The following is a 23,984-nucleotide window of genomic DNA, read 5'->3' as shown; positions in this document are numbered from 1 at the left end:
CCGTCATGAAAGGACCGATCCATATGGCACAGCTGATTAAACTTCAAGATTACGTTTCCAGGTACGAAACGGATTTATATAGATATCCTTCCCAATTTGTCCGATTAAAAAAGCAGCAATGGGAAAAAATGAAACAACATTGGGAAAACGGTGAATTCCCTGTAGCTTCCCCGATCATGAAGGAGGCAGAACAAGAACAGGAAAGGAACTCCATGAAAGAGAAGCTCTTTTCACTATTCAAAAAGAAAGAAGAGGAAGAAGAGCTCTCAAGCTCCATTCAGGCAAATGATGAAGAAATCGCATTTGAAATGGAATCACATCACGATATCTCTACGGAGGAAGAATTGAAGGTTTCCTTCCTGGACCTTGTATTTGATTTTCAGTTGAGGTGGGCAAGCTCCACGATCATGGAGAAATCCTATGTAGATAACAGCTATCATTATGACGAACGATTACGGTACCTGCTTCAGCGTTTTCCAGATAACATTTTTGTATTGTACAACCCGGTATTAAAAATTAAGCATGCCCCTGTAGAACTCGAAACCATTTTGATCACCCCAACAGGGATCTGGTGCTTAACTTTTCTTGAATTTGAAGAGGGAACTGCCTACATCGGTTCAGGAGACCGTTTCTGGTTAAAAAAATGGGGAGACGTAGAGACGAAGGTATTAAACCCTCTAATCGGACTGAGAAGGATGGAGAGAATACTCCATCAAATCATTCAATATGCAGGTGTGGACCTTCCGATTCATAAAGGCGTGATAAGCAGAAATGGATACATAGATTACCCACAGGCCCCGGTGGGCATTCAGTTTCTTGACAAACGTCTCCACAACGAATGGTTCCAGCAGCAGCGCTTGAGCTCTTCACCGATCAAGAGTGTCCAGTTGAAAGCGGCACAAGCCATCATGGAGTATTGCCAAACTACTTCATTTAAAAGGCTTCAGTGGGGAGATCATGCTGTTGAATCAGATGAGAACCAACAATGAGGACGATTTTTATCGTGAATCCTTCAGCAAAGAATCATCACTCCTTATCTTCGTGGAATCAATTTAGTCAAACCATCGATATTCCACATGAGGTCTTTTTGACTGGTCACCCCGGTGACGTGAAGAAGATTGTTTCGAGTGTGGTCAATCAATCTCCAGACGACTGGCTCCTGGTAGTGGGAGTAGGTGGTGATGGGACCATGAACTCTGTGGTGAGTGGAACAATCGGTTTTGACAAGGTCGTAATAGGGTATATTCCATCAGGAAGTGGTAATGATTTTGCAAGGGGCTATAATTGGCCTAACAATAAAAAACAAGCATATACCTTAATAAAGGAAGGTATAAAAAAAGGGGAAATCGTGGCCTTGGATTCAGGTCAATTTACCATGAACAGCGGACCAATTGGGTATTTCGTGAATAATATAGGGATAGGATTTGATGCTGAGATTGCCCGTAAGGCAAATCGTTCATCCTTTAAGAAGTGGTTGAACAAATGGTCCCTTGGACAACTGATCTATCCTATCCTCCTTTGTAAGGAAGCGTTTACGTATAAACCTTTTTCCCTTTCGATAAATGTTGATGGAAAAGAGCAGGTGTTTCACAAGGTATGGTTTGTGACAGTTTCGAATCAGCCTTTTTTTGGTGGAGGAATGAAGATTGCCCCACAGGCTAGCCCTTATGATGGATCTATTGATATGACCCTTGTCCATGGGTTGTCTAGGTGGAAATTACTCCTGGTCTTTCTATCTGTCTTCTTCGGAAAACATACGGCTTTCAAAGAAGTCAGTACGTGCACGGGAACAGCGATGACCATCCGATCGAGTCAGGATGTACCAGTGCACGCAGACGGAGACACAATGGAAGAACTGAAGAAAGGGTATGAATTGAAGCTGCATGTTCTTCCATTAAGTTGGAAAATGTTAAACAAAAGTGGGTGGCAGAAGTGTTAGTCATTAGCAGGCATTACGATGCGTTTTTAGATACGTTCAATACGGTTACATTGATTCTTCCATACGATTATCATGATGGGAATTCCAGTCACTTCTCTCTCATAAAAGGCAGTGAAAAAATAGCTCTTCATATTGAAGAAAAGATTCCCCTCAATGATGCGATGAAATATGTCACGACGATTCAGAGTGAGAAGGTTGTCCTGGGTGAAGTCTATGAAGTTGTCGATGAGCATAACACAAAGACAGACCTGCAAATCGGAGCGGTCATAAGGACCGAAGAGTTTGACCAACGTTTTTATTACGACGGGGATGACCTTGGTGTTACATACCAAGAGGGGTGCACCGTTTTTAAAATATGGTCTCCGACGGCAACAGAGGTAAGACTTAAGCTGAAATCCCCTGATGATGAAGAAATCCAGTACCCATTCGCGAGAGGCGAGAAAGGCGTATGGGAATGTAAGGTGAATAGCGATGTAGATCGCTATTATTATACAATTCTAACGTGTATCAACCTGGTTTGGGATGAACTGATTGATCCATATGCTAAATCGGTTTCATACGACAGTGAGTGGGGATGTGTTGTGAGCCTTGGACGAATGGAGGGACCTTCTTCCTTGGCACCGTTATCTTCACCTGCAGATGCTGTCATTTATGAATTGAATGTCCGTGATTTCTCAGCCCAAAAAGAAAGCGGCATGAAATTCGCAGGGAAATATCGTGCCTTTACAGAAAAAGGGACTTCTACCCCGAAAGGATTCAGTAGTGGAATTCAGTATTTAAAGGAGCTGGGTATCACCCATGTTGAACTGCTTCCTGTCAATGATTTCGATGGGGTGACGGATCACCCTTCCGATAAAAGCTACAATTGGGGATATAACCCTTTGTTTTTTAACGCGCCGGAAGGGAGCTACAGCTTACAGCCTGCAGATCCCTATGAGCGGATCAATGAACTGAAAAGCGTGATCCATAGCCTTCATGAAGAAAATATCAGGGTCATATTGGACGTGGTATATAACCACGTGTTCATTCGGGAGGATTCATCCTTTGAAAAGCTTGTGCCCGGGTATTTCTTCCGTCACGACGAAAATGGCTTACCTTCAAATGGGACGGGAGTGGGAAATGATTTTGCTTCAGAACGCCTGATGGCCAGGAAATTCATCGTTGATTCGATTCTTTATTGGATAAAAGAGTACGGTGTCGACGGCTTCCGTTTTGACCTGATGGGAATTCTTGATACTAAGACCATGACGACCATCCGTGAAGAAGTGGATAAGGTTTTGCCTGGAGCGATCATCATAGGAGAAGGCTGGGACCTGAACACACCCCTGCCACCCCATCAAAAAGCCAACCTGCGTAACGCCCATCAGCTTCAAGGGATCGGTCAATTCAATGACTGGTTCCGGGACACCATTAAAGGAAGTACGTTTAACTTATATGACAAAGGGTTTGCCCTCGGTCACGGACATTTGGAACAAAAGGTGGAACTCGTCCTGACTGGAAGTATCGGGATGAAAAGTGGGGAAAGAGGACTCTTTAAAGAGCCGACCCAATCCGTCAACTATGTGGAATCCCATGATAATCACACCCTTTGGGATAAAATGAAAGCTTGTTTAAATGAAGATGAAGAAACCCTTATGAATCGACATAAATTAGCAACCACGATGGTACTGCTATCTCAAGGGATCCCGTTTATTCATGCAGGACAGGAATTTTACAGGACGAAAAAGGGGATTGAAAACAGCTACAAATCTCCTGTGGAAATTAATCAATTAGACTGGACGAGAAGAGAAGAATTCGATGATGTGGTTCAATACGTGAAAGCACTGATTCAAATCCGTAAAAGTCACGGTGCCTTCCGATTTCAAAGGAGCGGCCTGATCCGGGAACATGTGGAAGTCTCTCATAGCATCGAAAATCTTGTTGTGGTCCGCTATCAGAATGTCCATCCGTATGGACCGTGGAACGATATATTCATGGTCTTCCATTCAGATTCGAAGAAGTGTCAGTATTCCCTCCCGGCAGGAAAAGATTGGATTTGTTTGTCTGACGGAAACAGGGCAAATGTAAGCGGGCTTTATGGGGTAGAAGAGCCAACCATAACCCTTGAACCTGTCTCTTCCTATGTGTTTGTAAGGTAGCAGTTCATTCCAGTGCTTGACGAAAACGCAAGATGACGATAAAATCTTAAACAGATGGCTATTGATTGTATTGCCCAATAGCTGTCTTTTTTATTTTATAAGACTTTTTTTGATGTAGTGAATGAATTCAAATTTTAACGTAACTGAACATATAAACATGACAAAGGACCAATAGAAGGTGAATATATTGGAACACTTATTTGACCAAGATTGGGAAATAGTCCCCGCAGGCGGTGCTACTGGAGAAGCGTTCTTTGCTCAGTACCAAGAGCAAAGGTTATTTCTGAAACGCAATTCCTCTCCTTTTGTGGCTGTATTGTCTGCAGAAGGAATCGTACCCAAGCTAGTTTGGACAAAAAGACTAGAGAACGGGGATGTCATAACGGCACAACACTGGTTAAATGGGAGAGAATTAAAGCCGGAAGAAATGAAGGATGAACGGGTGGCAAGGCTGCTTAACAAGATTCATTCCTCAAAGCCGCTTTCAACCATGCTTGAGCGGTTGGGAAAAGAGCCGTTTCAGCCGGAGCATATGCTCACGGAAGTGGAGACAGGCTTAGAATTCGATCTTCTTTCATTGCCTGTTATTAGAGAGGCGCTATTATTTCTTCAAAAAGAGCTCTTGGAAGTTCATCAGGAAGAATATGTCGTCTGTCACGGTGATGTCAATCATAACAACTGGCTGCTGTCTGATTACAACCAGTTGTATTTAATCGACTGGGACGGGGCGATGATCGCCGACCCGGCCTTTGACGTAGGTCTATTATTATACTGGTATATCCCTGAAGACCAATGGGAGAGTTGGCTGACTCAATATGGTGTTGAGTTAACCGATAACTTAAAGCTGAGAATGAAATGGTATGTGGTCGCACAAACGATATTATCCATTCAGTGGCATAAAGGAAAAGCCCGGTTTCACGAAATGAATCACTGGATTGAATATCTTCACAAAGTTATTTGATTTATTAAGAGTAGTTGTTCATATCCGTAACCCATTGGGTCAAGTTTGCTTGATTGGACGTAATATGGTTGGATAAGTCAGCTGAGGATATCCCGCTTTGACTATACTGATAAATTTCCTGCAGGACAGGCTTTACGTTTTCGTGAATATCAGCATTAACCATTAATGACTTCACCAATCGTTCAACTTGCTCACATTCAGAAACCGAACCGCAGCAATCCGTACTGTGATTGCTTAAGATATCTGATAATAACTGCATTTGATTCTGTGAATTTAAAGGCATAGAGTACACCCTTTCATTTTCGTCTGCAAAGATTTAAAGAAACACGTACTTTTTCAGCCCTCCAAAATGACCAGACCCGAAAAAGGAATTCACTAATAGTGTGTGAATTCCTTTTTCAATTATGCGCGCTTTTTGAGGGACGGACCTGAAGTGGGTGTATATCAGCCAGAAAATCTGAAGCGAAATTGGCTCTATTTTGACTCTTGCACAGGACGAAGAGTCGTGGTATGTTTTTTTCGATAATAAAAAAAGAGGTGTCTACATGCGTTTACGTAATAAACCGTGGGCTTCTGAGAAAATCAGTGACCATCCACAGTATGTTGTGGCAGAACCCCAGGAGATAAAAGGTCAATGGAATATAGAATTTGGCAATGATAATCCTATTCACATCGAAGTAGGAACTGGAAAAGGTCAATTTGTCACGGAAATGGCCAGAGCCAATCCGGACATTAATTATATTGGAATCGAGTTATATGAAAGCGTCATTGTAACAGCTCTTGATCGTTTAATCGAGGCTGAGCTTCCTAACGTCAAGCTGTTAAATGTCGATGCAAAGAACCTGACTGAATACTTCGCATCAGGAGAAGTAAGCAGAGTGTACTTGAACTTCTCTGATCCATGGCCGAAAAACAGACATGAAAAACGTCGATTGACGTATAAAGATTTTCTGAAGCTATATGAAGATGTACTGATCAAAGGCGGAGAAATCCACTTTAAGACAGATAATCAAGGCTTATTCGAGTACTCATTAAAGAGCTTCTCATGGTACGGGCTGCATCTGAATTTCTTGAGTCTCGATCTTCACAAAAGCGATTTTGAAGGAAATATCATGACTGAATATGAAGAAAAATTTTCAGCCAAAGGCCAAAGAATCTACCTGGTCGAAGCCCAATATCAAAATCAATAATTCACTGTTAAAGCAGCCTTGCGATCTCGCAGGGCTGTTTTTTTCATGTATTCATGATGGTTGCAGCGATTAGAGCATCCACCTATAAGTTGTCCATAAATTCTGATAAAATAAAAGGGTATGAACAAAGGAGGAGTCAAAATGGAAACGTTGAAAGTTGGAGATTTAACGGTACACTGGCTGAATGGCGGCGTCACTCACATGGATGGGGGAGCTATGTTCGGAGTGGTCCCAAAGCCTCTTTGGTCAAAAAAATATGCCGTGAATGACTTGAATCAAATCGAATTACGGACAGATCCGCTCTTTTTTAAATGGGAAGGGAAGAATGTATTAATTGAATCAGGTATAGGTAAAGGGAAGCTGAATGAGAAACAAAAACGTAACTATGGTGTGCATGAAGAGTCGGATATCGAGAAATCCCTTGAAGCACTGGGCATGAAACCAGATGAAATTGACGTGGTGTTGATGACCCACATGCATTTCGATCACGCTTGCGGTTTAACAAAATATGAGGGAGATACGCTTGTTCCAGTATTCCCGAATGCAACCATTTACACCTCCCAAGTGGAATGGGATGAAATGAAAAATCCGAATGTGCGCTCCCGCAATACATACTGGAAAGAAAATTGGGAGAGTATTCAATCCCAAGTGGAAACGTTCGAAGGAGAAAAGGAAGTACTTCCTGGAATCACAATGGTGCATACGGGAGGTCACAGTGACGGGCATTCAATTATCCTTTTAGATCATAACGGGGAGAAGTTCATTCATATGGCGGATATCATGCCTACTCACGCCCACAAAAATCCACTGTGGGTACTGGCTTACGACGACTATCCAATGACGTCCATCGATGCCAAAGACAAGTGGATCAATCAAGCGATTGAAGGAGAATACTGGTTCCTTTTTTATCATGATGCGGTTTATAGAGGGATCAAGTGGAATAGAGATGGAGAAATCGTTGATCACGTACTGAGGGAAAAATAATAATGTATAGAAAAAGGATGGTCCCAGGGCATTTTGGGATCATCCTTTTTATGATGCTGCTATGCCATTTTTAAGATAAAGGATACACATCCACAACAGTACCCGTATACGCATCTGCTAAAAACTCATATTGTTCCAGTTCACCGTCTTTTCTTCTGGATACGCCACCTTTATAGACTTTCGTTCTGACCGAGTGCTTCTGATAGTCTTCGGGCTTCATTCCGATCCAGGAGCCGTCAATGTTCCCCTCTTTTTTGAATGAAAGTTTTACGTCCCTTAATACTTTTTCGGCAGAAACCATGTTTGAATCATCCAGTTTTTCTTTAAGAAAATATCCGCCTACTGCTCCGACTCCGATTCCGATCATGAAAGATTTCCAGTTCATTTTTATTCCCTCCACAGGCAATGAGTATTTGATGTTTAGGGATAGCATACTATCCACTATCTCCCTGGTGATTCTCGATAATTTTCCATCTATAGGTACATTCTATCAAAGAAATAATAAAAAAGAGAACTCCTTTTCTTCTCAATTGGTGGTAAGACGTTCGAAAGTTCTGTAAAATAAGATTATACATAAAGTAGATTTTAAATAAAAGGGGCATACGACATGAAACAAGATACGTTGGAACTTTTTAAAACATTGACTGAATTGCCGGGAGCACCCGGTAATGAGCATGCGGTCCGTAAATTTATGAAAGAACAATTGTCTCAATACTCAGATGACATTGTCCAGGATCGCCTGGGCGGGGTGTTTGGAGTGAAAAAAGGCATTGATCAGGATCCTGTTGTGATGGTTGCAGGGCATATGGATGAGGTAGGGTTCATGGTCACGTCTGTTACGGATAATGGAATGATTCGTTTTCAAACCCTTGGAGGCTGGTGGAGTCAGGTTATGCTTGCTCAGCGTGTTCAGATCATCACAGATAATGGCCCGATTACCGGTGTGATCGGAAGCATCCCTCCTCACCTGCTCGGAGAAGAACAACGTAGGAAGCCAATGGAGATCAAGAATATGCTTATTGATATCGGTGCTGATGATCGGGACAATGCACTGGAAATCGGGATTAAACCAGGACAGCAGATCGTACCGATTTGTCCGTTTACACCAATGGCAAATGAGAAAAAGATCCTTGCAAAAGCATGGGATAACCGTTATGGATGCGGATTGTCCATTGAGCTGTTAAAAGAGCTGCAAGGTGTGACACTTCCCAACACCCTATATTCCGGAGCCACGGTTCAGGAGGAAGTGGGATTACGCGGTGCCCAGACAGCAGCCAATATGATTAATCCTGATATTTTCTTTGCCCTCGATGCAAGTCCGGCAAATGATATGTCAGGAGACAAAAATGAATTTGGCCAATTAGGGAAAGGTGCTCTCCTTCGCATTCTTGATCGATCAATGGTTACCCACAGAGGCATCAGGGAATTCGTTCTAGATACAGCTGAATCAAATGATATTCCATATCAATATTTTGTCTCTCAAGGCGGAACAGATGCCGGAAGAGTACATATGTCAAATGAAGGGGTCCCAAGTGCAGTTGTTGGTATCTGTTCAAGATATATTCACACACATGCATCCATGATCCATGTAGATGATTATGCGGCTGCGAAAGAACTGATTGTCAAATTAGTGAAGCAATGTGACCGTTCCACAATTGAATCCATTAAATCAAACGGCTAATTCATGTTCAAAATAAAATATACTAAAAAGGCTGTCTCATTTATGAACTTCTTGAGACAGTCTTTTTCTAGAGACAAAAAGGGAGTGACTCTCCCTTAGAAATGAGGTATCAATTTGTTGAAAATAGCAATTGGAACGACAAATCCTGCAAAGGTACAAGCCATTCAAAAGGCTTTTAAGGAACACTATAAGGACATAGAGTTCGAGTGTTTCAAAACAGAATCAAATGTAGGTGAGCAGCCAATCTCTGATCAAGAGACCATCGAAGGTGCGTTAAATCGTGCCAAGAACATATTGAGGGCAACTGATAGCGATATTGGGATCGGTCTTGAAGGAGGAGTGACGGAATCACTTTACGGAATGTTTGTCTGTAACTGGGGGGCACTTGTGGATCGGAGCGGCAACGAAATCATTGGTGGAGGTGCCAGAATCCTCCTTCCTAAAGAAATCAGCAGTCGGTTAAAGGGAGGGGAAGAGCTGGGACCCTTGATGGATGAGTACACTCAAATCTCAGGGATAAGGAAAAAAGAGGGCGCAGTGGGTGTGTTTACGAATGGACTCATTACAAGAGAGGCTATGTTCCTGCACGTGGTTCAGCTATTAATAGGTCAGTGGCAGTTGAGAAACAAAGAGCAGGACAAATAATCGATAGACTTTTGCCCTTAGAGGGTACTTGGCCCATACCAAATCTACCTGTTATTCATAGGATGGAGTATATCAGACTTTATTTTATCTGATAAATTCTTTCTAAGGAGGTAAGAATTTATGGGATGCCATTATTGTAATGACCGAGTTGGGGGTCGTCGTGATGACCGTCGTGATGACCGTCGTGATGACAGAAGATGCTGTGACTGGAATAAGTTGCTTTTTGGTGACAGAAGAAGACGTGACCGCAGAGATGATGATGATCGTAGAAGATGTCGCAGAAGAAGAGATGACGATGTCTTGGGAGCTGAAGATAACCGTAGAAGAAGACGAAGAAGAAAATGTGGCTGTGGCTCTTTCTAATAGGTAGAATGGAACTCCGTTTTGATGCGGAGTTCTTTTTATACCTTAACAGATATTGAAGAAGTAACTCCTTGAAGGTAAATAAAAACCCTCTGAAAACATTCAGAGGGTTAAATCAATTATTTTACACCTTTCATATATTCCTGAATCTTAGGTGAAAGCAGGAATAGAGCGATACTCAATACGATTGCCATACCTCCGATTGCCCCGAAGTACAGCGTTTCTGTTTCTGGTGTGTAGAAACGGACAAGTTGTGCATTCAACGCCTGTGCAGCAGCTGAAGCTAAGAACCAAAGACTCATCGTTTGTGCAGAGAAAGCTTCTGGAGCTAATTTGGTTGTGGCAGAAAGACCGACTGGTGATAAGCATAGCTCACCAAGTACAACAATCAAATAGCTAAGCACTAGCCATAAAGGACTTACTAGTGAATCTTCTCCTGTGAAGTATGCAGGTAATAGAATCACTAAGAAAGATAAACCGGCAAACAATAGACCGAATGAAAACTTCTTCGGAATCGATGGTTGACGATCACCAAGTTTCACCCACATCCAAGCAAACACTGGAGCTAATAGAATGATGAATAACGGGTTTAACGATTGGAACCAGGCTGGAGATATGCTGATCCCCATGAATTCAAGCTCAGTTCGTTTATCTGCGTAAACTGCAAGGATGGTTGATCCCTGTTCTTGAATCGCCCAGAACATAACCGCTGCGATAAATAATGGAATATAAGCGATGACTCTGGAACGTTCAGTTTGCGTTGTTTTCGGACTATAGTACATCACGATAAAGTAAATGGTTGGAACGACGATACCGAAGATACCTACCAAATTAATAAAGACGTTTAATGTAAATAAGCCTGCAGGAATCGTAATACCTAAAATGATGGCAAGTCCAACAACAACTAATCCTGCAATTAAACCATATTTCTTCTTCTCAGCTGGTGCAAGCGGGTTTGGAACATAGGTACCGGCAAGACCAAGATTCTTTTTCTTTGTTGCCATGAATACGACAAGACCTAAGAACATTCCGATGGCTGCAACCGCAAATCCCCAATGGAATCCTTTTGTTTCCATAAGCTTACCAACAATTAGTGGAGCGATGAATGCACCCAGGTTGATACCCATATAGAAAATACTGAAAGCTGCATCGCGGCGAGTGTCACTTTCGCTGTACATTTCACCGACAACTGTTGAAACATTTGGTTTTAATAATCCTGTTCCGACAACGATCAATACCATCGAAACAAAGAACATGGCTAAACTTCCTGGAAATGATAAAGCAATATGACCAAACATGATGAATATTCCACCGTAGAAGACGGCTTTCGAAGTTCCGAATATTCTATCTGCCAACCAGCCTCCGATTACCCCGGACATATATACAAGTGAACCATAAATCGACATGATTGCTAAAGCTGTGTTTTGCTCTAGGCCCAGTCCGCCTTTTGAAACCTCATAGTACATGTAGAATACGAGGATGGCACGCATTCCGTAATAGGAAAAGCGCTCCCAAAATTCTGTGAAGAATAAAGTGAATAATCCCTTCGGATGTCCAAAGAAACCTTTTTGAGGGACACTATCCACAATTTTCTGTTTATTCATTGATGACATGTTACTACCTCCCTTATTCTTTTACTATAATATTTTAATATTTTCATAAAGTCAAAAAAAGTTTATAAATTGTTAATAATAACATAAAATATCTTTAGATTGCCAATATTAAGTTATTTTGAAATAGTAAAAAAGTTTTGGGGATTATGTAATGAACATAAAAAAACGCATGCCGCCCAAATAGGACGACATGCGTATTTTCTTGATTTTATTCTGTTTCAAAAACGTATGATAACGCCTTGATCGCCTGATCTATGTTTGTCACGGTGACATTTGACTTGCTTGAAAGTTCTTTTAACGGATGATGTAGTTCCTCAGGACGAATAAGAATCAGCGGCTTTCCAAGTGTGATGGCGGTGCTTGCATCCATAGCAGTATTCCATTGTTTGTACTTTTCTCCAAACAAGGCAATCACCACATCGGCCTTTTTCATCAGTAACTCTGTTCGAAGATTGTTAATACTCGAAGCTGCCTCATCGCGGAGTATTTTGTTTGGTTGTTCACCAAGAATTTCTTCCCCGATTGCATCGGAACGTTCATGATTTTCCATCGGACCGACGAAAGAGAGAGGGAGACGAAGGTCTTCTGCTTTCTTTTTAAGCTCGTTTCTCCAGGAACTATGTATTTCCCCTGCCAGATACACTGTGAATTCCATGTTTTTCACCCTCCTTTTTTTAGTCATTTTATCATAAATACCCTATGCAAGTTAAAAATAACCTGTTTTCCCATTAAAAAGGCAGGATTTATTTTTGGAAGGGTTGTCAATGGGACTTTGTGAGGGTATCATAAGCGTAGGTCCTAAGCATGAAAGGGAGGATAAGTATAGGATGAAAATCAAACAGACAGTCATTTTCTTTATTCTTGTGCTTATTTTAGCCGGATGCAACACGACGATCGATCAAGAAAAAGAAGAGACAGCCAAAGTGGTGGAGAACACATTAAGTTCAAATGAAGCAGCTAAAGAAGAGGCTGGAAACATTACCTTTTATCTTCCATTTGGAGCAAAAATAGAAAAAGAATCGCCGAATAATATCATTATTTCAAAAAGCTCTGATACTTTTATACTTTTCACGAACCCTCAGGAAAATAAGGATAGTGAACTTCTATATAAAATGGCCATTAGTGACAATGAAAATCTCTTGAAACATGGGACTTTTAAAGAGGACAATCGCTTAGGATACTATGTCATTAAGAAACTGCCCGATACAGAAGAATACGAACTTATTGTTGGAGTGGGTGGAACAAAGGTAACGACACAAGCGGAATTAGATGATCTGGCAGATCATGCAGAGATTATGATGAAAATGGCAGCTTCAGTTAAACATAAATCATAACGTTAAGACCGATTTTCCGCTAGGCGGAAAATCGGTTTTTTTATATACGTGAATAAGAACGCTTTATTATAAGGAAAATAGAAGGAAATTGATTGCCGGGTGAAGGGAAAATGTATAGACAAAACAAACAAGTGTCTTTACACTAGTAAAAGGAAGAAGGTTAACACAGAGGAGAGAAATCAAGTGAGAGAATTCTTAAAGAGTAAAGGCATTACATTATCTGCAAAGGTGTATTTCATAGATGCGTTAAGTTATATGGCGTTAGGGTTGTTCAGTTCATTGATCATCGGATTGATCATTAAGACGATCGGGGAACAGCTTCCACTTTCCCCTGGCTTGAGTGAATTTTTCATTGAGATGGGCGGTCTGGCGATCAGCTTGATGGGTCCTGCGATCGGGGTAGCCATTGCCTTTGGTCTTGGGGCACCACCCCTTGTCTTGTTTGCTGCGGTTGTTACGGGAGCAGCAGGTGCAAGCTTAGGTGGACCGGCGGGAGCTTATGTAGCAGCTGTCATATCAACGGAAATAGGTAAGTTAGTCAGTAAAACGACGAAAGTCGATATCATTGTCACTCCATTCGTCACCATCTTTTCAGGGTTTACGATAGCTTATTTTATAGGACCGGGAATTGCCGACTTTATGAGCATGTTTGGCAGCTGGATCAGCTGGGCGACTGAACAACGTCCTATTACTATGGGAATTCTGGTTGCTGCCCTCATGGGTCTTGCTTTGACAGCACCGATTTCGAGTGCGGCCATCGCCCTTATGCTTGAATTGAATGGAGTCGCTGCCGGAGCCGCAACGATTGGATGTGCTGCTCAAATGGTAGGATTTGCTGTCATCAGTTACAGGGAGAATAAAGTAGGTGGATTATTGGCTCAGGGAATAGGTACTTCTATGCTTCAAGTGCCGAATATTGTCCGAAATCCCCGCATTCTCATTCCTCCGACCGTAGCGGGCATGATATTGGCACCCATCGGAACTACGATATGGTTGATGGAAAACAATGCTGCCGGAGCCGGAATGGGAACCAGCGGATTCGTCGGTCAAATCATGACATTTAAAACGATGGGATTCACTTGGGATGTAACATTGAGAATCCTTCTGTTGCATTTTGTTGGACCTGCATTCATAAGCCTGTTAATATCTGAATATATGCGTAAACTAGGTTGGATTAAACCTAATCAAATGACGATTGAAACAGGGGGCAAATAAAATGCGTAAACTTGAATCAGTGGAAGAGTTTCACCAGTTGAAAGAAAGCGGCAAGCATGTATTTATGTTTTCAGCGGACTGGTGTCCGGATTGCAGGATCATCGAGCCGATCCTCCCGGAAATCGAGAGTCAATACTCAGAGTACACGTTCCTATACGTAGATCGAGATCAATTCATTGATCTGTGCATTGAATTGGATATCTTTGGAATCCCAAGCTTCCTGGCATACGGAGACGGCCGTGAACTTGGACGATTTGTTAATAAGGACCGTAAAACAAAAGAACAAATCGAGAACTTCATGAACACATTATCTTCATAATAGGATGAAAAGGGATCACCTTATTTTGGGATCCCTTTTCTTTTTGCCTGAAATGAAACAGGTTCCTTTTGTATTCTAAGCATTTTGATGTAAAATGTTATAAGTGAATGCATCAGAGATGGATCGATACTTTCTATTATAATAGTACCACCAAAGGAGGATCAGATTTGGACATAAAAAAGCTAAAAGGTATACTCCAGGAACGATTAGAGAAACCGAATCGTACGTTTACATATGATCGAGATAAGGATTCACTTAGAATTGAGAACACTGATACGAAAAAAGGCATCAACGTCGCCCTGCCACCGATTGTATCCAAGTGGAAAGAAAACAATAAATCCATTATCGATGAAGTGGTGTATTACGTGGAAGAAGCATTAAACGTAATGGGTACCGGTGCAGACCTTGGGGATAAAGAGAAAAAAGTGTTTCCAGTGATCCGTTCCACTTCTTTTGCCACAGAATCCAATGAAGGGGTTGCCCTCGTTACAGATGATCATACAGCTGAAACACGTATCTATTATGCTGTTGACCTGGGGAAAACCTACCGCCTGTTAGATGAGAATATGCTAAAGGCTGAAGGATGGTCTCACGAGCAAATGAAGGAAACCGCCTTATTCAATGTCAGAAGCTTACCAACTGAAATGAAGAAAGATGAAGTCGCAGGAAACTTCTTCTATTTTCTAAATAATAATGATGGATATGATGCAAGTCGTATTTTGAATGATGCTTTCTTAAAGCAGGTGAGCAAGGATGTTCAAGGTGAAATGACTGTATCCGTACCTCATCAGGATGTTTTGGTCATCGGGGATATTCGCAATGAAACGGGCTATGATGTTCTTGCCCAACTGACGATGAGCTTCTTTACGTCAGGGAATGTTCCGATTACGGCACTATCCTTTGTGTACGAAGAAGGAGAATTGGAGCCGATTTTCATTCTGGCAAAAAATCGCAAAAAGGAAAGGGAGAAAAAATAATGAACGTATTTTATAACTTAGAAGGTATTGGTGATACCCTGATTGTTACCATGCATCCAGGGTTCGAGGGAGAAGTTCTACATGAAAGAAAAGAAGATGCTGCACGTTTGTTTGATGAGAAAACAGGGAAAACACTTGGGTATAACCTATTCCATGCATCAAAGTATATGGATTTAAGTGAAGTGGGGCCTGTCGAAATGAATGAAGAGAAGCTCCAATTGATCAATGAAGCCATCAAGAAGAACGGTTTCGATGAAGTATTGGAAGCAGACTTTTCACCAAAATTCGTGGTAGGGTATGTGTCTGAAAAAGAGAAGCATCCAAATGCGGATAAATTGAACATCTGTACCGTGGATGTTGGGGATGAAACCCTGCAAATCGTGTGTGGTGCTCCTAACGTTGACAAAGGACAAAAAGTCGTTGTTGCGAAAGTGGGCGCTGTCATGCCAAGCGGAATGGTCATCAAGGATGCAGAACTTCGCGGAGTGGCATCATCAGGCATGATTTGTTCGGCCAAAGAACTGGCACTTCCGGATGCTCCCCAAGAAAAAGGGATCCTTGTTCTTGAAGATACTTACCAAGTTGGTCAACCATTTACAGCTTAAAAATGTATACCTGAGTCCGGAATGTGGGCTCAGGTATTTTTGTTTCTATTTATGTTAGAGGTCGTATGATTGGGATGGATAGAACATTCATAAGTTGATTGGAGCGGAAGGTGCTCCACTCACGCCCCGCGGAAAGCGAGCACCTGGAGCGGAAATCAACCACCACTCGCTCTGCTACATAGTTCCGAAGATAATCTTCCAAAACGTATTACATTCTCTTTACACCTATGTTTGTTTCGACACAATTCTTTAACAATTCTCTTATTCTATCGAAATGACTCGAATTTTTCTCTTTACCTGATAAAATATAAATAAGTATGAAAGAAAGAGTGATGTTTGTGAGCTGGATTAAAAAAATGTTTGGTAAATTATCAGATAATGATGATCAATTTGAAGAGATTTATGATGAAAACAATGATGAAGTTCAGCATGTTGAACGTAAAAAGACTGAACGTAAAAATATAGTAGGGCCCAACCATTCACGTGATGTAGAAGCAAGGATGACGTATCAATATCCTAAAGGGACTTTTCGCTTTCCTCTCATATCGGATGGAGAAGATATAGAGCGTCCACGAACGAATAGAAATCGAAGAAGTCAGGAGAAGGAAGAGCCGCCTAAGGAACAGAAGGAAAAGAGTCAGGACCACGCTCCTAAAAATAGAAAGTGGAAAGAAGAAAAACCATCGGTTAAAGTTCAACCGAAGAAATCTCCTAAAGTGGAAAAGGGAAACAGCAGGCCGTTCACCCCTACAGAAATCCCTTCCCCCATTTATGGTTTTAGAGGACGACCGGTAAAAAAGGAAGACAAGGTAGAGTTCGAGCTTAAGAAATTTTTACATAATGAAGAAGAGAACAAAGAGGCTGTGATTGATCATGAGACTCTATCTGTAGTGGAGGATTCAATTCCCGTGGAACAAGAATCAGCATCCATTGTCGAAGTTGAACCAGTTGAATCCGAAAAACTTATTAACGATGAACCTGTTGCAATGATGAATTTTCCGGAAGAACAACGTGATGAATCGAAGGTTGAAGATACTCTATTGGTTGTAGCTGAAGATAACAATGAACCAATTCCAGTTGAAAATTCTGATCAAAAAGTGGAGCTTATTGAAGAAGTTTCCCAGAAACCAAGTGAACGTGTTTCACTTATCTCTGAAATGGAACAACCAACCCAGGAGCTGGAGTATTCATCACATAAACAGAAAGAGCTTGATGACTCTGTGCAGGAAAATCCACCACAGCAACCTGTTCACTCTGTACGTGAAGATCAAGGAAATGAAGAACATGTTCAGGAACACGTTCATCCTGTTCAAGAAAAAACGGTTCAAGAAAAACCTGTTGCACAAAGTGAATCCATGATTGAGGAGGAACGAGTAGAGGAAGTATCAGAACCTGCACGTTCCCGACAAGCGCCGAGGGAGGAAGAGCCCCGTCCGAGAAAGAGATCTCATCTTCCTTTTAACGTATTGATGCTAAACCAGGATAAGCGACAGTTGAATAAACGCAAAGCCGGAAATGAAGCGACTCCCCGCAAGGAAAGTGAGCATCAAGCCTTAACACAGAAAGCAGGAGAAGAAGAGAAGAAGGAACAGCCTGTAAAGGTAGAAAATCAAGAAAGGGCTGCACTCATTCAGCATCCAGAAGAGAAATCATCTCAATCCGGCCCTGTTCAAGGAGAGGAAGCGGTAAAGAGCTATAGCGAATTAAGCTCATCTTCTAAAAGGACAAGAGACTATGTCTTTCCTGAAATGGATTATCTGATGCCTCCTGTATCAAAGGAAATGAGCGAAGAGTGGCTCGATTCACAAAGAATATTACTGGACGAAACCCTTCATAACTTTAACGTGAGGGCAAAAGTAGTGAATGTCACACAAGGCCCATCAGTCACGAGGTTCGAGGTTCAGCCGGAACCTGGCGTGAAGGTGAATAAAATTACCAATCTATCAGATGATATTAAGCTGAGCCTGGCTGCAAGGGATATCCGAATGGAAGCCCCTATTCCCGGTAAGCATACGATTGGTATTGAAGTACCCAACCGGGAGAGCCGTCCTGTCTGTATTAGTGAAGTGATCGCAAGTCCTGAGTTTCAAGAGCCGTCTTCCCCTCTGACCGCCGCTCTTGGTCTCGATATTTCCGGACAGCCGATCGTGACTGATTTAAGCAAAATGCCACATGGACTCATCGCCGGTGCTACCGGATCGGGTAAAAGTGTATGTATCAACTCGATACTCGTGAGTCTCTTGTACAAAGCATCACCGGATGAATTGAAGATGCTTCTCATTGATCCGAAGATGGTAGAGCTTGCTCCCTATAACCGGATCCCACATCTCGTCAGTCCGGTCATAACGGATGTGAAGGCAGCTACTGCAGCACTAAAATGGGCTGTTGAAGAAATGGAAAGAAGATACGAGTTATTCGCTCATACAGGTGTAAGGGATATTAAACGCTTCAATGAACTGGCTAAACGGAATAAACAATACAGCGATATGCTGCCGTATTTAGTCATCGTCATTGATGAGTTAGCTGACCTGATGATGATGTCGCCTGCAGATGTTGAAGAAGCGATTTGCCGGATCGCCCAGAAGGCCCGTGCATGTGGGATTCATTTAATCATTGCGACCCAACGTCCATCAGTCGATGTCATTACAGGCTTGATCAAAGCGAATGTACCGACACGAGTGGCGTTTTCCGTATCATCAAGCGTCGATTCAAGAACGATCATCGATGGAAGCGGGGCTGAGAGGCTTCTTGGTAAGGGGGATATGCTCTTCCTGGAAAATGGATCATCGAAGCCGGTCCGCCTGCAGGGAACCTTCGTGTCAGATGACGAAATCGATGACATCATCAATCATGTAAGAGAGCAAAGAGAACCGGATTATCTCTTCCAACAGGATGAACTGATCAAGAAAGAACAGGTTACCGAGGAAGAAGATGAATTATTTTTAGAAGCCTGTGAGTTTGTCGTCGACCAGGGGGGGGCCTCTGCATCGGGCTTGCAGCGAAGATTCAGAATCGGTTATAACCGTGCGGCAAGATTGATGGAAATGATGGAGAGTAATGGAATTATTTCAGAGTCCAGAGGCAGTAAACCAAGGGATGTCCTGATTTCCGAAAGTGAATTGGAGACTCTGGCATAGACTAGTAGAATCATTTAATACATGGTATTCTGTTTATATGTGTCCTTTTCGGATTCAGTAAACAGAATACCTATTTTTGTGTAGGAAAAGCCATAAGGAGCTTTAGTGATGAAAGAAATAGAATTGAAACTTCAAGGAAAACTCAACAGATTGACCAATCATACATTTAAGTTTGACGAAAGAATCAAGGACGGCTGGTTTTCAGCGGTTTATTTCTTGAAAACGAAGGAAATTGCCAAAAAGTATAAACCGGATGCCGTTGTCACCATGCAATTCTTTCAAAAGAATCATGCCGTTATTTGTGGAACGGATGAAGTGATTGCACTTCTACATAGTTTCGCTGATAGCCCGGAAAATCTTGAAATCCATTCCTTAAAGGATGGAGATCAAATCTCGCCATTTGAAACCGTTCTGACCATCAAGGGTCGTTACCAGGACTTTGGCTATTTAGAAGGAATCATCGATGGTATCCTGGCAAGAAGAACTTCGGTGGCGACGAGTGTCTACAACGTAATGAAAGCTGCCTCTATTTCAGGGAAACAAAAACCTGTCATCTTCATGGGGGATCGGGATGATCACTTTACTCAGCAGGCCGGGGATGGATATGCAGCATTTATCGGTGGATCCACAGCTCAGGCGACCCATGCCATGAACGAATGGTGGGGAAAGAAAGGGATGGGGACCATGCCCCACGCCCTGATCCAATTATTCAATGGGGATATCGTAGAAGCCACCAAAGCGTATCAGGAAACATTTCCTGAAGACGAGCTCATTGCCCTGGTTGACTACAATAATGATGCCATTACAGACTCATTAAAGGTAGCACGGGAGTTTGGCCCTGAATTAAAAGGGGTAAGGGTAGATACATCAAGAATGATGATCGATAAGTATTTCCTCCGTAATCAACATGTGCTTGGAACATTTGATCCGCGGGGAGTAAACATGCAACTGATTAACGCATTAAGACATGCCTTGGATGAAGAAGGATTCCACCACGTCAAGATTGTGGTGTCAGGTGGATTTAATGAAGATCGTATTCGCCAGTTTGAGGAAAATCAAGTTCCAGTCGATATGTATGGAGTGGGAAGCAGTCTTCTGAAAATCCATGTCGGATTTACGGGAGATAACGTCGTGATTGACGGTTCCCCTGAAGCAAAGGCAGGAAGAAAACTCCGTCCAAACCCCCGTCTGGAAAAAGTAGAATTCGAATAGGTGAGAGGATGCAAGAACCAGAAAGCCTTTTAAATCTAGAAAAATATAGACAAAAAAAGCAGGGAATGGCCGAAGACCAAATAAAAGACCTGTATAGAAAAGCGTATGACTTCGCTTTGAAGGAAACGAACATCAGAGAAAAGGTACGGGCCAAGATGATTTTCTCGAAGCGTTTCCTTACACATGATGACATCCAAATGGATGAAGAAGTCGAACAGCTGTTTCAGGAATGGTTTTTATTTGATTATAAGACCATTAAAGGTCAAACCCTGTTCTTTCAATTTCTTCAGTCCCATTTCCTGCATGAATCAGTCAAACTGCTCGGTGCCATCGTGCTGACTGCAGCTTGGGAACCCATCATCATTAGAAAAATCGATACTCTGAACAAAGAAGTTACGTTTACTTGTCAGAATGTCATTCAGGATGAAGAAGTTTCTGTTAAAACAAACCTTGATTGTAAAGAAAAGGGAATCTGTGAGGGCGGGGTCTATTTCGTGAGGAAAGTCCCGTTAGTAACTCATCAGTGGATCTTAGGTCCCGTTTTCCCCGTCAAATCAGAGGAGATTTTATCAGACGTGAAAAATCATTATGGTCAAATGAATCAGAAAACTGGGGTATTATGGAGAACATATTTAAAAGAAGAAGCACCAAACTTCATTATCCGCAGTCTTTCGTAGCTTGTGCATGGTCAGGGATTTTAAAAAATGATATAATGTTTCAAGTTGAAGAAAGTTCGCTTTTTTCTATACTAGATATCAAAAGCTTAAGACCGATAGCAAAATAATATTCATTTCATATAATGCTTTTAGATAGACGATTGTTGGAGGTTCTATTATGACTATATATCATTTCGTAGGAATTAAGGGGTCGGGCATGAGTGCATTAGCCCAAATACTCCACGATATGGGCTACGAGGTCCAAGGATCTGATGTAGATAAATATTTCTTTACTCAGAAAGCTCTGGATGAATCAAATATAAAAATTCTCCCGTTCCAAAAAGAAAACATTGGAGGGGATATGCATGTGATCGCAGGAAATGCATTTCCTGATACACATGAAGAAATTCAGGCAGCTGTAGAGCAAGGTCTACCCCTCACTAGATATCATAAATTTCTTGGAGACTTCATGCAGAAATTTACAAGTGTAGCGGTGACCGGTGCACACGGAAAAACGTCTACAACAGGATTGTTGGCACATGTCATCAGTGGCGCAAAGCCAACATCCTTCCTGATCGGGGATGGAACAGGGAAAGGGGAAGTGGATGCACAATACTTTGTTTTTGAAGCGTGCGAATATCGCCGCCACTTCCTGTCTTATTTTCCTGACTACGCCATCATGACGAATATTGACTTCGATCATCCCGATTATTTTGCCAATGTGGATGACGTTTTCTCTGCCTTCCAGGAGATGGCGATGCAAGTGAAAAAGGGAATCATCGCATGTGGAGATGACGAACAGTTACAGAAGATCCAGGCTCAAGTGCCAGTCGTATTTTATGGCTTCGCTGAGGAGAATGACTTCCAGGCGAGAAACGTTTCAAGGGACAGATCCGGGACTTCATTCGATGTGTTTGTCCGTAATGAATTTTATGCGGCATTCAAGATCCCGACATTCGGTGACCATAACATCATGAATGCTCTATCCGTCATTGCCATCTGTCATTACGAAGAGCTTGATACAGCTATCGTCCAGGAAAGATTAAGCTCATTCAAAGGGGTTAAACGCCGTTTCTCTGAAAAAGAAGTGGGCAACCAGATCCTGATCGATGACTACGCTCATCATCCGACTGAAATTAAGGCAACCGTAGATTCGGCAAGACAGAAATATCCTGAAAAAGAAATTATCGCTGTCTTCCAGCCTCACACTTTCACACGTACGCAAACCTTCCTTTCTGAGTTTGCCGAAAGCTTGAGCCTTGCTGACAAAGTGTATTTATGTGAAATCTTCGGATCTGCACGTGAAAATCATGGCAAACTTTCGATCCACGATCTTGAAAGTAAGATCGAAGGATGCGACATTATAGACGAACAAGATACCACTGCCCTTTTAAAACACGACAACAGCGTGCTTATTTTCATGGGAGCAGGAGATGTACAAAAGTTCCAACAAGCGTATGAAAAAACGCTGGAGGAACAGGTAGCAGAAAATTAATTTGGAAAAACCGGTTCTTATGAGAGCCGGTTTTTTATGCTTTGAGATAGGTTTGACAGGATAATGTTTGTAGAAATTCACCTGTTAAAAAAAGAGGGATATTCAGCAGGAGAATAGGATGCGAAAATCAACAGTTGAAATGAGAAAGTTGTTCAGCAGGAGAATATCTGACCTTATTCATGAGATGATTCAACATGATCTTTCTTGCACCCTGAAACAAAAAAGCCACCGTCATGATTCATGACGGTGACTCTTCAGTCTTACTTCAAATTCTCAGGATTCAGCACTTCAAGTTCTTCAATGACAAATCGCCCGTCTTTTCGAATCAATACATCATCGAAATAGATTTCACCGCCGCCGTACTCAGGACGCTGAATCATCACCATATCCCAGTGAATGTTCGAGTGGTTTCCATTGTACGCTTCTTCGTAGCATTCACCTGGCGTAAAGTGGAAGCTGCCATCAATTTTTTCGTCAAATAAAATGTCCTGCATCGGATGCTGGATGTACGGATTCACACCAATGGCGAATTCACCTACGTATCTTGCCCCTTCATCCGTATCAAAGATTTTGTTGATTCGATCTGTGTCGTTTGCAGTAGCTTCTACAATCTTGCCTTCTTTGAATGTCAATTTTACGTTTTCGAAGGTAAATCCATTATAAGGTGATGGTGTATTGTAGGAAATGATTCCATTTACTGAATCCTTTACAGGTGCACTATATACTTCTCCATCGGGAATGTTCAGGCGTCCCGCACATTTCACTGCAGGAATGTCCTTGATTGAGAATGTAAGGTCCGTCCCTTCTCCGACAAGGCGGACTTTATCCGTATTGTTCATGAGCTCAACCAGGTTGTCCATGGCTTTGTCCATTTTGCTGTAGTCCAGGTTGCAGACATCGAAGTAGAAGTCTTCGAATCCTTCTGTGCTCATGTTGGCAAGCTGCGCCATGGATGAAGTAGGATAGCGGAGCACGACCCACTTTTTCTTAGGGACGCGAATTTCTCTATGTACTTTTTTACCAATCGTATTTCCATGGATCTTCATCTTTTCATCAGGCACATCCGATTGTTCACTGATATTACCACCTGAGCGTAAACCGATATACGCATCCATCTGTTCCATGACATTCGCTTCAAAGCTTGCAATCATGTTATATTGTTCTTCTTGGGCGCCCATCAATAATGCGCGGTCGACTGCGTGATCTTTGATGGATACGAAAGGATATCCCCCTGCTGCGTATGCCTCTTTAACGAGTGCTGTTACAAGCTCACGCTGTAATCCGAAGTTTTCGATCAATACTTTCTCTCCAGGCTGTAGCTGCACGGAATATTGAATTAAATTTTTTGCCAGTTTTTCAATGCGTGGATCTTTCATTGGATCTTCCCCCTTTTGTGTGGTCTTTATTATTGTACCCTAAAACAAAAATGGATGAGAGAAACAAAATGTGAAATGATAAATCAAGAAATATTTTTTATTTTTTCATGCAGGAAAATTCATGGGGAAGGAAGAAATACTAGT

At 42.0% G+C, this 23,984-nt stretch carries 23 protein-coding genes; 18 read left to right on the top strand and 5 right to left on the bottom strand.

Translation table 11 applies throughout. The annotated features are described in order from the left end of the window. Positions 1 to 23 precede the first annotated feature (23 nt). The 4 genes from ACXAF2_RS07095 (at position 24) to ACXAF2_RS07080 (ending at position 5,038) form a co-directional block, all read left to right on the top strand. Positions 24 to 989 carry a nuclease-related domain-containing protein gene (locus ACXAF2_RS07095; RefSeq protein ID WP_475137966.1) on the top strand — a complete coding sequence of 322 codons (966 nt, stop codon included), beginning with the start codon at positions 24 to 26 and terminating at the stop codon, positions 987 to 989. Beyond that, positions 986 to 1,939 carry a diacylglycerol/lipid kinase family protein gene (locus ACXAF2_RS07090; RefSeq protein WP_475137965.1) on the top strand — a complete coding sequence of 318 codons (954 nt, stop codon included), beginning with the start codon at positions 986 to 988 and terminating at the stop codon, positions 1,937 to 1,939. Before ACXAF2_RS07095 ends, ACXAF2_RS07090 begins: the two co-directional genes overlap by 4 nt. Further along, entirely contained in the window at positions 1,933 to 4,077 is a 2,145-nt protein-coding gene (gene pulA, locus ACXAF2_RS07085; RefSeq protein WP_475137964.1) for a type I pullulanase, read from the top strand. Before ACXAF2_RS07090 ends, pulA begins: the two co-directional genes overlap by 7 nt. Before the next feature lie 187 nt (positions 4,078 to 4,264). Further along, positions 4,265 to 5,038, top strand: a complete 774-nt coding sequence (locus ACXAF2_RS07080; RefSeq protein WP_148970986.1) for a phosphotransferase family protein — start codon at positions 4,265 to 4,267, stop codon at positions 5,036 to 5,038. A 4-nt stretch (positions 5,039 to 5,042) separates the two neighbouring features. Here ACXAF2_RS07080 and ACXAF2_RS07075 read toward each other — a convergent pair whose 3' ends face one another. Continuing rightward, the gene (locus tag ACXAF2_RS07075) at positions 5,043 to 5,321 is read right to left on the bottom strand and encodes a YtzH-like family protein (RefSeq protein ID WP_475137963.1); all 279 of its coding nucleotides are present in this window, start codon (positions 5,319 to 5,321) and stop codon (positions 5,043 to 5,045) included. A gap of 262 nt (positions 5,322 to 5,583) precedes the next feature. Between ACXAF2_RS07075 and trmB the strand changes: the two genes are divergently transcribed. Together trmB and ACXAF2_RS07065 are read left to right on the top strand one after the other, a co-directional pair. Next, positions 5,584 to 6,228, top strand: a complete 645-nt coding sequence (trmB, locus tag ACXAF2_RS07070) for a tRNA (guanosine(46)-N7)-methyltransferase TrmB (protein WP_475137962.1) — start codon at positions 5,584 to 5,586, stop codon at positions 6,226 to 6,228. A gap of 141 nt (positions 6,229 to 6,369) precedes the next feature. Further along, positions 6,370 to 7,212 carry a YtnP family quorum-quenching lactonase gene (locus ACXAF2_RS07065; RefSeq protein WP_475137961.1) on the top strand — a complete coding sequence of 281 codons (843 nt, stop codon included), beginning with the start codon at positions 6,370 to 6,372 and terminating at the stop codon, positions 7,210 to 7,212. A 70-nt stretch (positions 7,213 to 7,282) separates the two neighbouring features. Here ACXAF2_RS07065 and ACXAF2_RS07060 read toward each other — a convergent pair whose 3' ends face one another. Next, on the bottom strand, positions 7,283 to 7,597 hold the full coding sequence (locus ACXAF2_RS07060; RefSeq protein ID WP_475137960.1) for a hypothetical protein: 315 nt from the start codon (positions 7,595 to 7,597) through the stop codon (positions 7,283 to 7,285). 222 nt (positions 7,598 to 7,819) lie between these two features. Between ACXAF2_RS07060 and ACXAF2_RS07055 the strand changes: the two genes are divergently transcribed. The 3 genes from ACXAF2_RS07055 (at position 7,820) to ACXAF2_RS07045 (ending at position 9,908) form a co-directional block, all read left to right on the top strand. Next, positions 7,820 to 8,893, top strand: a complete 1,074-nt coding sequence (locus ACXAF2_RS07055) for a M42 family metallopeptidase (protein ID WP_475137959.1) — start codon at positions 7,820 to 7,822, stop codon at positions 8,891 to 8,893. A 114-nt stretch (positions 8,894 to 9,007) separates the two neighbouring features. Beyond that, on the top strand, positions 9,008 to 9,538 hold the full coding sequence (locus ACXAF2_RS07050) for a DUF84 family protein (protein WP_475137958.1): 531 nt from the start codon (positions 9,008 to 9,010) through the stop codon (positions 9,536 to 9,538). 139 nt (positions 9,539 to 9,677) lie between these two features. Beyond that, positions 9,678 to 9,908 carry a hypothetical protein gene (locus tag ACXAF2_RS07045; RefSeq protein ID WP_475137957.1) on the top strand — a complete coding sequence of 77 codons (231 nt, stop codon included), beginning with the start codon at positions 9,678 to 9,680 and terminating at the stop codon, positions 9,906 to 9,908. A gap of 112 nt (positions 9,909 to 10,020) precedes the next feature. Here ACXAF2_RS07045 and ACXAF2_RS07040 read toward each other — a convergent pair whose 3' ends face one another. Continuing rightward, positions 10,021 to 11,514, bottom strand: a complete 1,494-nt coding sequence (locus tag ACXAF2_RS07040; RefSeq protein WP_475137956.1) for a peptide MFS transporter — start codon at positions 11,512 to 11,514, stop codon at positions 10,021 to 10,023. A 208-nt stretch (positions 11,515 to 11,722) separates the two neighbouring features. After that, complete coding sequence (locus ACXAF2_RS07035) at positions 11,723 to 12,169, bottom strand: YtoQ family protein (protein ID WP_475137955.1); 447 nt, start codon at positions 12,167 to 12,169, stop codon at positions 11,723 to 11,725. Positions 12,170 to 12,341: 172 nt separating this feature from the next. Between ACXAF2_RS07035 and ACXAF2_RS07030 the strand changes: the two genes are divergently transcribed. The 9 genes from ACXAF2_RS07030 (at position 12,342) to murC (ending at position 22,464) form a co-directional block, all read left to right on the top strand. Then, positions 12,342 to 12,848 (top strand): hypothetical protein, encoded by a 507-nt coding sequence (locus ACXAF2_RS07030; RefSeq protein WP_475137954.1) that lies wholly within the window; start codon positions 12,342 to 12,344, stop codon positions 12,846 to 12,848. 183 nt (positions 12,849 to 13,031) lie between these two features. After that, on the top strand, positions 13,032 to 14,063 hold the full coding sequence (locus tag ACXAF2_RS07025; RefSeq protein ID WP_475137953.1) for a PTS sugar transporter subunit IIC: 1,032 nt from the start codon (positions 13,032 to 13,034) through the stop codon (positions 14,061 to 14,063). Between the two features lies 1 nt (position 14,064). After that, positions 14,065 to 14,382, top strand: coding sequence for a thioredoxin family protein (locus ACXAF2_RS07020; RefSeq protein WP_148970975.1), 318 nt, complete (start codon positions 14,065 to 14,067; stop codon positions 14,380 to 14,382). A 167-nt stretch (positions 14,383 to 14,549) separates the two neighbouring features. Continuing rightward, on the top strand, positions 14,550 to 15,359 hold the full coding sequence (locus tag ACXAF2_RS07015; RefSeq protein WP_475137952.1) for a DUF1444 domain-containing protein: 810 nt from the start codon (positions 14,550 to 14,552) through the stop codon (positions 15,357 to 15,359). Next, a complete protein-coding gene (gene ytpR, locus ACXAF2_RS07010; protein WP_475137951.1) occupies positions 15,359 to 15,964 on the top strand; it encodes a YtpR family tRNA-binding protein in 606 nt (201 codons plus the stop codon). Before ACXAF2_RS07015 ends, ytpR begins: the two co-directional genes overlap by 1 nt. 338 nt (positions 15,965 to 16,302) lie before the next feature. Continuing rightward, positions 16,303 to 19,101 carry a DNA translocase FtsK gene (locus ACXAF2_RS07005; RefSeq protein WP_475137950.1) on the top strand — a complete coding sequence of 933 codons (2,799 nt, stop codon included), beginning with the start codon at positions 16,303 to 16,305 and terminating at the stop codon, positions 19,099 to 19,101. 108 nt (positions 19,102 to 19,209) lie between these two features. Then, a complete protein-coding gene (locus ACXAF2_RS07000) occupies positions 19,210 to 20,313 on the top strand; it encodes a nicotinate phosphoribosyltransferase (protein ID WP_475137949.1) in 1,104 nt (367 codons plus the stop codon). Between the two features lie 8 nt (positions 20,314 to 20,321). Next, complete coding sequence (locus tag ACXAF2_RS06995) at positions 20,322 to 20,990, top strand: hypothetical protein (protein ID WP_475137948.1); 669 nt, start codon at positions 20,322 to 20,324, stop codon at positions 20,988 to 20,990. A gap of 157 nt (positions 20,991 to 21,147) precedes the next feature. After that, entirely contained in the window at positions 21,148 to 22,464 is a 1,317-nt protein-coding gene (gene murC, locus ACXAF2_RS06990) for a UDP-N-acetylmuramate--L-alanine ligase (protein WP_475137947.1), read from the top strand. Positions 22,465 to 22,724: 260 nt separating this feature from the next. Here the strand turns inward: murC and ACXAF2_RS06985 are convergent, their stop codons facing one another. After that, positions 22,725 to 23,840, bottom strand: coding sequence for an aminopeptidase (locus ACXAF2_RS06985; RefSeq protein WP_475137946.1), 1,116 nt, complete (start codon positions 23,838 to 23,840; stop codon positions 22,725 to 22,727). Between the last annotated feature and the right edge of the window lie 144 nt (positions 23,841 to 23,984).

This window comes from Rossellomorea sp. ABR4_004 (genome assembly GCF_056159585.1).
This window is presented reverse-complemented; position numbering and strand designations above follow the sequence as displayed.

Excerpts from the sequence above, each read along its gene's own strand:
- ACXAF2_RS07095 (WP_475137966.1), top strand. The coding sequence starts at position 24 with ATGGCACAGCTGATTAAACTTCAAGATTACGTTTCCAGGTACGAAACG.
- ACXAF2_RS07090 (WP_475137965.1), top strand. The coding sequence starts at position 986 with ATGAGGACGATTTTTATCGTGAATCCTTCAGCAAAGAATCATCACTCC.
- ACXAF2_RS07075 (WP_475137963.1), bottom strand. The coding sequence starts at position 5,321 with ATGCCTTTAAATTCACAGAATCAAATGCAGTTATTATCAGATATCTTA.
- trmB (WP_475137962.1), top strand. The coding sequence starts at position 5,584 with ATGCGTTTACGTAATAAACCGTGGGCTTCTGAGAAAATCAGTGACCAT.
- ACXAF2_RS07065 (WP_475137961.1), top strand. The coding sequence starts at position 6,370 with ATGGAAACGTTGAAAGTTGGAGATTTAACGGTACACTGGCTGAATGGC.
- ACXAF2_RS07060 (WP_475137960.1), bottom strand. The coding sequence starts at position 7,597 with ATGAACTGGAAATCTTTCATGATCGGAATCGGAGTCGGAGCAGTAGGC.
- ACXAF2_RS07055 (WP_475137959.1), top strand. The coding sequence starts at position 7,820 with ATGAAACAAGATACGTTGGAACTTTTTAAAACATTGACTGAATTGCCG.
- ACXAF2_RS07045 (WP_475137957.1), top strand. The coding sequence starts at position 9,678 with ATGACCGAGTTGGGGGTCGTCGTGATGACCGTCGTGATGACCGTCGTG.
- ACXAF2_RS07040 (WP_475137956.1), bottom strand. The coding sequence starts at position 11,514 with ATGTCATCAATGAATAAACAGAAAATTGTGGATAGTGTCCCTCAAAAA.
- ACXAF2_RS07035 (WP_475137955.1), bottom strand. The coding sequence starts at position 12,169 with ATGGAATTCACAGTGTATCTGGCAGGGGAAATACATAGTTCCTGGAGA.
- ACXAF2_RS07030 (WP_475137954.1), top strand. The coding sequence starts at position 12,342 with ATGAAAATCAAACAGACAGTCATTTTCTTTATTCTTGTGCTTATTTTA.
- ACXAF2_RS07020 (WP_148970975.1), top strand. The coding sequence starts at position 14,065 with ATGCGTAAACTTGAATCAGTGGAAGAGTTTCACCAGTTGAAAGAAAGC.
- ytpR (WP_475137951.1), top strand. The coding sequence starts at position 15,359 with ATGAACGTATTTTATAACTTAGAAGGTATTGGTGATACCCTGATTGTT.
- ACXAF2_RS07000 (WP_475137949.1), top strand. The coding sequence starts at position 19,210 with ATGAAAGAAATAGAATTGAAACTTCAAGGAAAACTCAACAGATTGACC.
- ACXAF2_RS06995 (WP_475137948.1), top strand. The coding sequence starts at position 20,322 with ATGCAAGAACCAGAAAGCCTTTTAAATCTAGAAAAATATAGACAAAAA.
- murC (WP_475137947.1), top strand. The coding sequence starts at position 21,148 with ATGACTATATATCATTTCGTAGGAATTAAGGGGTCGGGCATGAGTGCA.
- ACXAF2_RS06985 (WP_475137946.1), bottom strand. The coding sequence starts at position 23,840 with ATGAAAGATCCACGCATTGAAAAACTGGCAAAAAATTTAATTCAATAT.